Annotated in this window: 16 protein-coding genes; 6 read left to right on the forward strand and 10 right to left on the reverse strand. The window is 35.7% G+C overall.

The features are described from left to right. Positions 1–67: 67 nt before the first annotated feature. The 7 genes from M1D60_RS18365 to M1D60_RS18395 all read right to left on the reverse strand — a co-directional run bounded on the left by M1D60_RS18365 (position 68) and on the right by M1D60_RS18395 (position 4,842). Positions 68–994 carry an alpha/beta hydrolase fold domain-containing protein gene (locus tag M1D60_RS18365; RefSeq protein WP_456276277.1) on the reverse strand — a complete coding sequence of 309 codons (927 nt, stop codon included), beginning with the start codon at positions 992–994 and terminating at the stop codon, positions 68–70. 120 nt (positions 995–1,114) lie between these two features. Beyond that, the gene (locus M1D60_RS18370) at positions 1,115–1,678 is read right to left on the reverse strand and encodes a phosphotransferase-like protein (RefSeq protein ID WP_456276278.1); all 564 of its coding nucleotides are present in this window, start codon (positions 1,676–1,678) and stop codon (positions 1,115–1,117) included. Positions 1,679–1,695: 17 nt separating this feature from the next. Next, entirely contained in the window at positions 1,696–1,992 is a 297-nt protein-coding gene (locus M1D60_RS18375) for a hypothetical protein (RefSeq protein WP_456276279.1), read from the reverse strand. Positions 1,993–2,146: 154 nt separating this feature from the next. Beyond that, positions 2,147–2,863: a hypothetical protein gene (locus M1D60_RS18380; RefSeq protein WP_456276280.1), complete on the reverse strand. Its 717-nt coding sequence runs from the start codon at positions 2,861–2,863 to the stop codon at positions 2,147–2,149. Beyond that, on the reverse strand, positions 2,860–3,582 hold the full coding sequence (locus M1D60_RS18385) for a hypothetical protein (RefSeq protein WP_456276281.1): 723 nt from the start codon (positions 3,580–3,582) through the stop codon (positions 2,860–2,862). Before M1D60_RS18385 ends, M1D60_RS18380 begins: the two co-directional genes overlap by 4 nt. After that, a complete protein-coding gene (locus M1D60_RS18390) occupies positions 3,560–4,462 on the reverse strand; it encodes an ATP-binding cassette domain-containing protein (RefSeq protein ID WP_456276282.1) in 903 nt (300 codons plus the stop codon). The genes M1D60_RS18385 and M1D60_RS18390 overlap by 23 nt, the downstream gene beginning before the upstream one ends. Then, on the reverse strand, positions 4,459–4,842 hold the full coding sequence (locus M1D60_RS18395; RefSeq protein WP_456276283.1) for a GntR family transcriptional regulator: 384 nt from the start codon (positions 4,840–4,842) through the stop codon (positions 4,459–4,461). The genes M1D60_RS18390 and M1D60_RS18395 overlap by 4 nt, the downstream gene beginning before the upstream one ends. 224 nt (positions 4,843–5,066) lie before the next feature. Here M1D60_RS18395 and M1D60_RS18400 point away from each other — a divergent pair, with 224 nt between their 5' ends. The 5 genes from M1D60_RS18400 (at position 5,067) to M1D60_RS18420 (ending at position 8,648) form a co-directional block, all read left to right on the forward strand. Further along, the gene (locus tag M1D60_RS18400; RefSeq protein ID WP_456276284.1) at positions 5,067–5,201 is read left to right on the forward strand and encodes a hypothetical protein; all 135 of its coding nucleotides are present in this window, start codon (positions 5,067–5,069) and stop codon (positions 5,199–5,201) included. 268 nt (positions 5,202–5,469) lie between these two features. Beyond that, a complete protein-coding gene (locus M1D60_RS18405) occupies positions 5,470–6,168 on the forward strand; it encodes a response regulator transcription factor (protein ID WP_456276285.1) in 699 nt (232 codons plus the stop codon). Between the two features lie 112 nt (positions 6,169–6,280). Then, the gene (locus M1D60_RS18410; protein ID WP_456276286.1) at positions 6,281–7,309 is read left to right on the forward strand and encodes a sensor histidine kinase; all 1,029 of its coding nucleotides are present in this window, start codon (positions 6,281–6,283) and stop codon (positions 7,307–7,309) included. Positions 7,310–7,408: 99 nt separating this feature from the next. Then, positions 7,409–8,350 carry a D-alanyl-D-alanine carboxypeptidase family protein gene (locus M1D60_RS18415; protein WP_456276287.1) on the forward strand — a complete coding sequence of 314 codons (942 nt, stop codon included), beginning with the start codon at positions 7,409–7,411 and terminating at the stop codon, positions 8,348–8,350. A gap of 97 nt (positions 8,351–8,447) precedes the next feature. Beyond that, on the forward strand, positions 8,448–8,648 hold the full coding sequence (locus tag M1D60_RS18420) for a hypothetical protein (protein ID WP_456276288.1): 201 nt from the start codon (positions 8,448–8,450) through the stop codon (positions 8,646–8,648). 131 nt (positions 8,649–8,779) lie between these two features. On the opposite strand, the gene M1D60_RS18425 is transcribed toward M1D60_RS18420, so the two are convergent. Genes M1D60_RS18425 through M1D60_RS18435 form a run of 3 tightly spaced genes read right to left on the reverse strand, consistent with a single transcriptional unit; the run spans position 8,780 to position 11,168 of the window. After that, positions 8,780–9,286 (reverse strand): DUF1648 domain-containing protein, encoded by a 507-nt coding sequence (locus tag M1D60_RS18425; protein WP_456276289.1) that lies wholly within the window; start codon positions 9,284–9,286, stop codon positions 8,780–8,782. Between the two features lie 33 nt (positions 9,287–9,319). Next, complete coding sequence (locus tag M1D60_RS18430) at positions 9,320–10,588, reverse strand: hypothetical protein (protein WP_456276290.1); 1,269 nt, start codon at positions 10,586–10,588, stop codon at positions 9,320–9,322. 4 nt (positions 10,589–10,592) lie between these two features. Then, a complete protein-coding gene (locus tag M1D60_RS18435) occupies positions 10,593–11,168 on the reverse strand; it encodes a hypothetical protein (protein WP_456276291.1) in 576 nt (191 codons plus the stop codon). A gap of 434 nt (positions 11,169–11,602) precedes the next feature. Here M1D60_RS18435 and M1D60_RS18440 point away from each other — a divergent pair, with 434 nt between their 5' ends. Continuing rightward, positions 11,603–12,226, forward strand: coding sequence for a nitroreductase family protein (locus M1D60_RS18440; RefSeq protein ID WP_456276292.1), 624 nt, complete (start codon positions 11,603–11,605; stop codon positions 12,224–12,226). Positions 12,227–12,246: the final 20 nt, after the last annotated feature.

The following is a 12,246-nucleotide window of genomic DNA, read 5'->3' on the forward strand; positions in this document are numbered from 1 at the left end:
TGTGACAAGTTTAATCAATTCACACTAAACCTCTATTCTCAAAGTTCTAATTCTATAAGGAATAGCTTTAGTCACTACTAATTACATCCATTATTTTTTGTTGAGCATCTTTTGCCTCAGGAATCGGCATCACCACAAATACATGATTCATTTTAGGATAAACGAAGGTATTGATTTCAACTCCTTGTTCTGATAACTTTTCATCTAGTTTAATTGCGTCTGGATATAAGCCTTCGTGCGTTCCAATAAAATGTGTGATTTTTGGAAGTCCTTTAAAGTCACCATGTATGGGACTTATTAATGGGTCTTCTAAACTTTTATCATCTGCCCAGATTTTTGTAATGACTTCCATTCCTCCCACTGACAACATCGGATCCTTTTTTTCATATTCACCTATAAGAGGGTTTTTCAACTCCATATCCACACATGCAGAAAATAATAGTAGGTCTTTAGGTTGAGGCAAGTCGTTCATCTTTAGAAGATGTGCAAGGCCAAGTGTTATATTCCCACCTGCCGAGTCTCCCATAATGGTCAATTGCCTTGGACTTTCAACAGAGCTAAGCATTTCTTTATACAGGTTTAAGATTTTGGGGTACGTATGCTTATAGTTAAAATGAGGGACTTTCGGATAGATTGGAGCAATTATTTTGGCATTTAATGATTGAGCTAATTGATCCATGAAGATCCAGTGATAATGTAAAGGTTGATTTGTCCAAGCACCGCCATGTATATATAGAATAACTTTTTGTTTTGGTGAATTATGGTCATTTAATGTGAAAACCTGCATGTCCTCAAAAAGTTCCTCTTTTATCTTGCTAGAAAAGGTAACTTTCTCAATCGCATATGGCTTAATATTTTCAGTACCTGTTTTTTTGACAAACTTTGTGGTATTTTCTAAACTGGAAAATCCTCTTTTGGTACCTCGCAGAACTATAAACTTCTCAAATAAGTAACTTTGGATTGATCGTCTTTTTCTATAAATTTGCACTCCCATTTTTTATCTCCTCTCTCCTCTCCTAAAAACAGTTTTATGGTTCCTTCGGCTACATAAACATTTCACCAAAAAAGACAAATAAACAATGTAATTGATACATAAGTATTTTTCCCTCCTAAACTATTCTATTCTTTTGGACCACTTATTATATGTCTCTTTTACTCCATTAAGGTTATCAATATTTTGTAACCCAGAGATAATGTTCTCAACACATAGCTCTAGCGGTTCTATATCTGTCCTAACCGAAACATCGTATACTTCATTTTGTTGGTGGACAAATTGCAGCTGGCTCTTCCCTTGTCCCACTGTTCGGTTCTCTCTCTGCAGTTCTCTTCTATTAATCTCCTCTTCAAAACAATAAACACCTACAAACAATATAGGATATTTATGTAATTTCGTTAAAAAATCGTCCATAGTTTCTTTATTAAAAAGAATTTGATCAACTATTAAATTGACTCCATAATCACTGAACATCTTTATATTGTCATGGAAAAGAAACTCGGTTGGAACTGGTATTAATCTGCCGTTTTCAATACCTCGTTCTTCCATTACCTCAATAACTTTATCGAACTCATCTATACTAAGATGATAATAATCTTTTAGCTGGCTAAGTAACTTCTTTGATAAAGTCGATTTACCTGAACTAGAAACTCCATTAAGAACGATGATTTTTCCTTGATTCATTGTTTTTCTCCTCTAGGTTATTTAACTCTTAGTCTTAATTTAAAATAGAGCGTGTAGGAAATAATTACTGTTCCTATCAGTGAAGCCCCTATTATAAAAACCCCATTCCAATCAGTTAAACTTCCTGTTAAACTCCATATTTGATAAGGAATAAATAGCATGCAAAAGACAAGTAATATTCCCCATAGCATAATGATTGTGTTTTTCTCTATCTCTTTTCCCATTGAGCTAGCACTAACTTTTTCTATGGCGGTAAAGTTTTTTAACACGAAGAAAAGGGCAATAATTGCAACTACTAATAGAATGATCTTCATCCGTTCCTCCCTCACTTAGTCTTTATATTGATTATAATGCTATCACCTTCCTTTTTGGAATAAATTTGAAAACAACACTCTGTTTCTCATGTATATACAATTAAAACAAGCAGCCCGGATATAAAATCACCGGACTGCTTTATTTTGTTTTGTCTCATTTAACATATTGAATATTCCCAACGAGTCCTAAATCCTTGGGAATTTTTATATACAGAACATTGACACCAACTGAGGATTCCATCACAAACTGATTGTCTTTCTTATTTGGGTCGAACTGGTTCATTACGAACTCTTTCTGGAGCTTAAAAAATTTCAACTCTATCGATTCTGGGTCTTTAATGTTTAATTCTTCCCCATCTAATTCGACGGTCGGTGGGTGTAGTTGATCTGAGAAATCAATTCCCTGTATAAATGCCTTCGAGGTGTAGTGAGTGGCCTCAATCTTACCGTTCAGTTCACTACTTCTTTCTGCTATGACGAGCATGGATGTTTGGTCTTCATTCATATTAATGGTCAACAGCTCCCCACTATAGGAAAACTCCCATTGTTCATTAATATTAACCTCTTCTACTTCCTCGATTTTCCCTTTATATAACGCATCATAGATGATATTTGTATTGTAATCAACGTCGTCAAGATTAAGCTTTCCAAATTCCTCATCTGTATAGGAAAAAATATCACTTGGCAAAAGATAGAAGGTCAAAAGGGAGACCAACAGGATCAAACAATAAACACCACTCAACCATTTCAAATTGACTTTTGCTAGAAATCCGATTCTCTTTGACTTCAGCATAGGTGAGAAGGCAGGTACGAAAACAAGAGTCAAGACAATCAGAAATATAAAGAGTGGAAGAAAAGTAAGCATACTCATGTCCGAACCTCCATTCGATTATGAATTAAAACTGATGTCGCAAAGAACAGAAACGCAATGGCTACTGCTTTTACAAAAAACAGTAGAAAAGAAGATTCTGAGATGAAAAAGTTGATTACATCTCCATCATTCCTTAACAATAGAAAAATAACGAGAGGTGGAAACAAAAACATTAATAATTTATTTAGCTGACCAACCATTCCTATCAAGTACCCTACTGACATAAATAACAGGATATATAAAGTAGTCACGACCATCCCAAGCAACAACTCACTCAAAGCTATCGGAGTGTTTATAAGCTCTGAATTATAGTATACGAATACAATGATGAGCTTATAGAGTACACTAGACAAGATGGTTGTAATTCCTCCAATTATGCTTGCGGTAACCAGTATGAGGATGTTGGAAATACTACTAGACAACCGGTTCGTAACAAATGTAAAATCCTCATAGCGGTAGGCCTTCGTTGTTAAAAGAATCGCAGAAATGATCCCCCAAATAAATGTAAAACCAATCACGATATTTCCGGAAAAATACGAAAGGTTCACGGATAGAAACTCAGAGCTTGTGCCCCCTCCACTAGTACTTCCTAATGAAATCAAAACACCCAGAAATTGAGTAATAAACAAAGTTGAAAAAATTCCAAAGAAGGAATTCCATTTATATCGGTACTGTTTTACAATAATTTGCGATAAACTAGCTTCGGTTAAAGACATCATCAATCCCTCCCGTCGTATTACTGGTCATAAACATACATAATTCCTCAGCTGAAACTGGTGATAGTTCCATTCCCTTTCCTTTTGCATGTTCTTTCTCTTCCTTACTAAATTGATCTTCGATGACTGCATATAAAACTTCATTAGAGATTCTTTTCTTATGCAGTACTTTCGCATTCTTCGTCCACTCTTCAACTAATGACGGTGTTCCTGATAATCCAATTGCAAATTCCTTCATATCCAACACTGGCATATGCAGACATTTTTCTCCGTCCTTGATTAACAAAATATCCTCAAGTAGATTTTCCATTTCGGTTAGTAGATGACTAGATAAGATGATTGTTCTTGGGAATTCTATATAATCTTTCAATAACGCACGATAAAAGTCTTTCCTCACAGAAGCGTCCATCCCATTGGTTGGTTCATCAAAAATGGTGAGCGGACATCTCGCTGATAGTCCAACAATCATATTAAAGGTACTTTTCTTCCCTTTTGATAGATAATCGTATCGATCCGTTTTTTTAAATAAAAAGTATTTAAACAATCCTTCAGCTAGCTTCATATCCCAATTCGGATAAAACTTCCCCGCCTCTTCTAAAATTTTTGCTAAGGGCATTGAGTTCGGAAAAATCATATTCTCATCAATAAAAATGAGATTAGCAGAAACCTTTAAGCTATTAAACGGCTGCTCCGAAAATACAATGAGTTCACCAGATGTTTTATTAATTAGCCCGGCAATCATTTTTAGAATGGTTGATTTGCCCGCTCCATTTCTTCCAATCAGTCCAGTAATCTTGTTTTCTTCTATGGTAAAGGTTAGATTATGAACAGCTTTTGTCTGTCCGTACTCTTTACTAACCTTTTTACACTCAATCACATTCATCCTAAATCTCCCTCCTCTTTTAATTGAGCTTTTACCATCTCGATTAGTTCAAGCTCACTTACATGTAATCGCTTCGACTCCATGACAACTTCTCGAACGAGGCCTTTTAATGTTTGGTTTTTTCTCTTCTCGAGAATAATGGCCTGCGCATCTTTAGAAACAAACATACCAAGACCCCTTTTCTTATATAAGGTATTTTCTTCCGCTAACATATTGAGTCCTTTTGCTGCTGTTGCTGGATTGATGTTATACATATCGGCAAGTTGATATTGGGAAAAAACCTTTTCGTCTTCTTTTAAATTTCCATTTAAAATCTCTGCTTCCAGCCATTCGGCAATTTGTATATAGATCGGCTTCGTACTGTCTGTGTCTAAAATCAAACGAGTACCTCCCCTCAATACTTAGTGAGTTAGTGCATTAGTGATATAATGTACTATATTACATTTTCCATAAATATGCAATAGTTCCTTGGCCCAAATGTAAATTTTCCACACATAAGAAAACTCCTTCGCTTTAAAAAAGGAGGATCTAAGTCTAATATATAAACCACAATTCTGTTAAAATATGTTAATATTTAACTAATATAAACATTGGAGGATCATAAATGTTCGCTTTTCTAAAAGCATTATTCGTTTCATTTTTACAGTTAGGTGCATTTAAAATTGGTTTAATTCTCCTCATCCCAATATTGGTATTTACTCTTGTTAAGAAACTTAGAAAACCAAAACAAATTTATTAATCAATTCTAGAAACATATTTGAGACATTTTTTCTTCGTGTATGAATTGATGAAATAAATATGTTAGAGCTCTTGCATTTGCAAGGGTTCTATTTGTATGAACAACGATCCCCTTGTTTACCTTAGTTACTCATTATGACTTTTATAAATGTCTCCTCAAGAATCCAAAATTCAGACTGAGATAAAAAGGACATTTCACTTCAAATAGAGAATTAATTAGGGTTTCATATAGTTTGGAAATACTTGGATAGTGAGGAATCAGAATACTGATGATACAACCTAAAAACATGTTAATCGTTGATGACGATCAAAAAATCGTCGAACTTATAGAAATCTACTTAAAAAATGAGGGTTATCATACCTTTCATGCCTATGATGGAGAGCAGGCCCTCACTCTATTAGAAAAAATTCAGATTGATTTAGTTATTCTAGATGTGATGATGCCCAAAATGGATGGTCTAGAGGTGTGTAGGAAGATTAGAAAAACTAATAATCTTCCCATTCTAATGGTGAGTGCCAAGACCGAGGATATGGATAAAATCATTGGAATTATGACAGGTGCTGATGATTATTTGATCAAGCCCTTTAATCCACTGGAACTAACAGTACGAGTAAAAGCATTATTACGTAGAGCAAATATGGTACAGACCGTTGAGCAAAAAGCTGAAGAGGTCATTTATGTGGGTTCTGTTGAAATTAGTAAAAGTACTCACTCTGTTCAAGTAGACGGATACAAAATTAAATTAACATCAATTGAATTCGATATTCTTTATCTACTTGCTAGTCATAAAGGAAGGGTCTTTAGTTCAGAAGAGATATTTGAAAGCATTTGGAAACAAGACGGGACAGGGGCTAATAAAACTGTCATGGTACACATTAGTAATTTACGAGATAAGTTAGAAGAAGCAGCTGAAGGGGATCAAATCATTCATACAGTTTGGGGTGTCGGATATAAAATCGAAAAATAGCTTTTTCAAAACCATCCAAACCATTTCCAAATGGAGGCTTATTTTTTTCGGTTTCCTGATTTTGCTTCTTACACTTATTACCTCTCATTATACTGTACAAGTGGGAATGCACATGGTACTTAGCTCTGTTACATTAAATGGACTCTACCATGAAATAAGAAATTTAGTAGGGCCTTATAAATTTATGGATTTGCAGCGGACGTATGGCCCATTTTTATACCTTCTATTAAATATTGGCTTTTTCATTTTATATAGTTTCCTTTACTATCAACGTGAACAAGGGATATTGTATAGGCGGGCGGTTGAATCTCTATTAGAGGATATCGTAATCATTGCCGATGGAAATTTTCATCACAAACTGATGGCTCCCACCCAAGCCGATCTTTCCGCTATTGCAAAGAATGTTAATCTAATAGTTGATAAACTCCAAAACGCAATGGAAGAGGAACGATTGGCTGAACAAGCCAAAAAAGATTTAATCACAAATGTTTCCCACGATCTACGTACCCCTTTAACAAGCATGATTGGTTACTTAGGGCTAATTGAGCATGATCGATATAAGGATGAGACTGAGCTGAAATACTACGTCCAGATTGCCTATGAAAAAACGAAACGGTTGCATCAATTAATTAATGACTTATTTGAATATACACGCGTCCAAAATGGGGGATTGAAGTTAAAGAAGAATCCCATAAATATAGCAGAAATACTCACTCAGCTTTCTGTTCAATTTCGAATACAGCTAAGTAGTGCCCAAATGGAATGCAGATTGTATATTCCAGAAAACCAGATACTCGTCTTCGCTGATGGTGATCAGCTAGCTAGTGTGTTTGAAAATTTAATAAGTAATGCGATTAAATATGGAGCAGATGGCAGATATGTTGATCTTTATGTAACGGAAACCAATCATCACGTTCAGATTGAAGTCGTGAATTATGGATCTACAATTTCGAGTTTGGATCTTCCGTTTATCTTTGAACGCTTTTACCGAGCTGAAAAATCAAGAAGTGATAGTGACAAAAGTTCAGGCCTAGGCCTTGCGATTGCCAAAGGCATTATCGAATTACATGAAGGAACTATACAGGTTCAAAGTGACGTCGAGCGAACGGTATTCACCGTGACTCTACCGAAAATTAGCTGAAAGATTAACGTTCTTTAGAAATTCTTTACCTTTTCTTTCCAAAATTCTAAGATTTATTGTCTATACTACGTGTAAATCTTGATTTTGGAGGAAAGCATCATGAAAAAATTTAAAATTCCATTCATTTTATTCGCTACGATTGTGACAGTCGGCATTATGTATTTTTCTAGTTTTTACGTTGAGGGTCCTGAAATATTTGCAAAGTCCTATATATTAATAGATGCCGAAACTCAAGCGATCCTTGCAGGTGCAAATACAGACACGCCTTTACCTGCAGCAAGTATGACTAAATTAATGACTGAGTATATTGTGTTGAAAGAGATTAGTGAAGGCAGACTTCAATGGGATGATCAAATTACAATCACCGAACAAACGGCACAAAGTCAAGGGGTTAAAATTGAAGTTGAACCTGGAACAAAAGTATCGGTGAAGGATTTATATAGTTCGATGGTTATTGGTTCTGCTAATAATGCAGCCGTTGCCCTAGCTGAGAGGATTGCTGGAAGTGAAGAAGGTTTTACGAAGTTGATGAACGAACAAGCTCAAAAATTAGGTTTATCTGAACAAAGTGTTTTTGTCAATTCAACAGGACTGCAAAACCAACTAAATAAGGAATCCATCATGACTGCAAAGGATGTAGCCATATTGGCTGCTCACCTGATCCAAGACTATCCAGAAGTTCTTGAAACAGCAAAGCTCCCTGTCTATATCTTAGATTATAATGGCTCTCCCGTTCATACAACAAATAGGATGCTACATACTAACAATCAATCGCTTTGGTTTAAAGGAGTGGATGGATTAAAGACCGGATTTACAGATGAAGCAGGCTACTGCTTTTCTGGAACTGCCAAACAAGGAGATACTAGACTTATATCGGTTGTAATGGGAACAAATGAGACAGATGCTAGATTTATTGAAACAAAGAAACTTTTTGCCTACGGATTTCAAGAACCACATATGATTGATATTAAATCCTATGTAAAAGCAATTCGCCAAAGTATCAAGCCTCTTTTAACTGAAAAGCTATTTGTTAACGGATGATTAGTAATAACAGGTTTTTGTTCTCCATTGTTATGGACCTTGCTTTCACCGAATAGTATTAGTAAATAGGGGTATCTTTAAAAGTGAGGGGTTTTACATGAAAAATTGGTGGAACAAAAAGAAGGAAGCGAGAAGAAGAAGACGGGGTCACAAAGACCCTCGTGAATATACGGCTGGCGACTTCGTGCTAGACACACTGCTTTGGGTTCCCGAACTACTTTTCTTACCGTTTAGAATCATCTTTTGGATTGTTCGAGGACTTGGAAGATTAATTGGAAATATATTTGATATTGTCTAATGAGAGTGAATCTTCTAGTTAAGATTCACTCTTTCTATGGCTCTTTTTGTATAGTAACATCTTGATACTAAGGTGAAAATTCGGCTTTTGGGATTTTTACTCAATGCAACAATCTTTACGATAACAGCCTTCTATTTAATCTTTCGGAACTTTAAGATCCCTATCACAATGGGTATTCCTGTTCCAATAAAGGTAAACGCTAGAAAGTATTTACTCAGCCCTAATCCCCATCCTAATGCAACCGAAACAGATTCCAATAAGATGATAGAAAACAAGATAAGGCAAATATTTTTAACCTGATTTAAAACTTTTCTACTTTGTAAATAGAACTGTGCTGCATTTGATTCATTGAAACGTTTAGGATAATTGTGGGTTTCAGGCAACTTTTCAAATATTTGCATGAAAAGAGTCATAAAGACTCCTACTCCTGGTAGGATTAATAGTTCATATTTCGCTCCCCAACGATCAACTTCCCCTGCCGCATTATAATGCCCCGGCACTTGTTCCGGAAGCTGGTTCCAAATTGCGATTAAAAGAATAATCGAACCAAAAAAGCTTACAAAACCTATAAAATCCCACACCCACTCACTTCTCGTTTTTGGAATGTTTAGCTTCGGTCGTTCCCATGAATAGGACATAAGTTCTCCCCCCAACTAGAATAACAATATAATCTATATATCATCTAACGCAATTACTTCTCCATTTGATCCATTGACAGCATACTGACAGTCCAACTTCCCACATAAAAGATAGCGCTGTTGTTTAAAATCATAAACATAGTAAGGCTTTAACTCCAACAATGGTTTTAGTTTTTCATAAGCTATTTCTTTTGTTAGCGTAATTTCTTCAGCCTCTTCGTATCCCTCATACCTCTCCAACATCATCTCATTATCCATATAATTCACCACTTCATACTTTTGGGCATCTATGAAGGTTTTTAGTTTCCTCTGAAACACACGATGACTTTGATTGGTGGTCTTTAATGTAGCAATGATATATCCTCTATCTCGATGTAAAGTATTTAGTACCCATTTTTCATTATCGTTTGAATACTGTTGTCGCAAAAAATACAAAACAGCATCGATACACTTCTCCACCTCATGTTCAGTGATGGGTTTTAGATCTGGATGTGGCTCACCTGTAAAAGCTTGTTCCGCCTTGATTTCTTCCAATAATGAAAGTATTGTTCTTTGGAATGGTAGTTGATTAGGGGCTTCCCATTTCAATAATCGATTGATCGTTAAGCGAGATTTTTCATCAACAATGAACTCATAAGGAATCGTTGATGTTCTATCATTTCTAATATAAATCTCTTCTATTGCAAAAGCTGGAATCAATCGCTCTTCTGCATCTAAAGGAAGCTCCAGTAACGTAACTTGTTCTTTTGCTACATCCTCTATTTGGTCAAGAGATAGAGTATAAGCCTCTACCTGTATTTGCTCTTTTGACGGAAATTGCCCTTGGAACGAGAATAAAGTAAGCTTTCCTTCTTCATTAAACTTTATTTCAATGAAGCCTGAAGGAGAGACCGCTATTCCCTTAATGCATTCTTTAAAATGAATTGCTCCTTCTTCTTCCTTCACTAGTTGAAATTGCTCCCCATAAATTAAGCCCATCTCATTTTCAATCCACGTAATGATTTGGTCCTTGTTTAAATGATTTAATGGGAACTGTTCGGCAAAGGATTGATTACCAACAAAAATCACATGATGAAACGCAAGGCTCTTCACATCCACATCAATACATGCCGTCCCTTTAGGATTGGAATCTTCATCTTTCCAATCTGTGATGTGACTAGGAAACCACTCCATACTTAGTGTATAAATCGTTTTACCGAAGATATTGATGTTGCGAAAGAAGTGATAGGAGTTTAGGTAATAATCATGTAAGTTAAACTTCTCTCTAGTTAGATTGATTAGTTCGTTTATTCTTCTATCCATAACATCATCCCTTATGAAATGTACTTGAAACATGCTGCGCTAACAGCTGATCTATTCTATCCTTCATTTCTTCAGTCGTGACTACACATCTAATAACTCGATATCTAGTCTGAATTTTTAATTCATATCCTTTGTCAGCCTCTTTTGAAAAACCATAAAAGTTACTATTGTAATCCATGTCAGCAAATGAATAGGATTTAATTTTCCTCCAAGGAATAAACCGACTTCCCTTTAGTAACCCGTCTCTTGTAAAGGCGAACAAATTCAACAAATCTCCTGAGTATGTCAAGGGCAAAAGAACCAATAAATATATGGTCCATTCAAACTGATTGAAATAACTACCTGCTGTGAACATGCCTATTACATATAGAAGCATAATTGAATAAACGATGATTCCTACTTTTTGACTAGAGTAGGACGGTAGCTTAACTGTTTTTTGAGGATAAATTCTGATTACCGAAATCTCCTCTTCTGTCGTAGGCAATAAAATCTCTTTTTTTAAACGAATTAAGACTTCAATAAACTTATAAGCGTAATAACTAATGATGACTAAAAATAATAAATCAACTACTAGCCTCATGCTTAACACCACCTTACAATTGAAACAATTCTTTACTAACTTTAAGTAATGGGATGATTGAACTGTGTTAACCCTTCCTCTTGAAAAATCACTCCTATATACTTCTACGGTTTAACCAGGCAAAAGGTTTCTTAAAATGTAAAAATTTCCAACTAAAAAAGGGAAATCACTGTTGACGATTTCCCTCTCCTCTTTGTTTTTATAAGATGGCCAACTTTGAGTTATGACTGGCTAGCTCAGCTATTTTTATTTTGCAATTACCTTTACAACCAAGCACTTTTCTCTCGTAGTATTTAAAGTTTCCATTTTGTTATTTAGTATTCCTTTAGTTTTGACTGTTTCTAAACTTTAACAACTATTCAATAGCTGTTCAACGTGCATACTAATCCTCGTAGATCTTTCTACAATTCACGATTTTAAAGGAGAGGTTAACCTTGGCAACTACAACGGCACAAGAGACTCTGTCTGTGAAGGAAGCAATTGAAGAACGTCATAGTATCAGGAAGTTCAAGCAAGAGCCGATTTCAAAAGAACAGATCCATCAGATCTTTGAATTGGTCCGTTTAGCTCCAAGTGCTTGGAATCTACAGCCATGGCGTTTTCATATTGCTACCGATTCCGAGCTAAAAGAAAGGCTGAAGGAAGCGGCTTATGGCCAACAACAGGTTACTTCCGCTCCTGCCGTCGTCCTCGTTGTTAGCGATATGGAGGATGTCCTTGAGAATTTAGAACAAACCGTTCATCCTGGGTTGAGTCCTGAACGAAGACAAGAGGAAGTAGCTAATCTCTCTGGATTGTTTAACGGAATGAGTTCTGAGGATCGAGCTCAATGGGGATTAACCCAAACGAATATTGCGTTAGGATTCCTTCTTGTCACCTTACAAGGATTAGGATACTCAAGTGTACCGATGCTTGGCTTTGACCAACATAAGGTAAAAGAGATATTAGGTGTACCTGAACAAACGAGAATTGCTGCCATGGTACCATTTGGGGTTGCAGATATGGAAGGTTTCCCTCATCACCGTTTTGATTTAGAAAAAATCGTGAAATTTCATTAATCATAAAAGGGAGTGGTCCT

Source organism: Bacillus sp. AK128 (assembly GCF_053903075.1).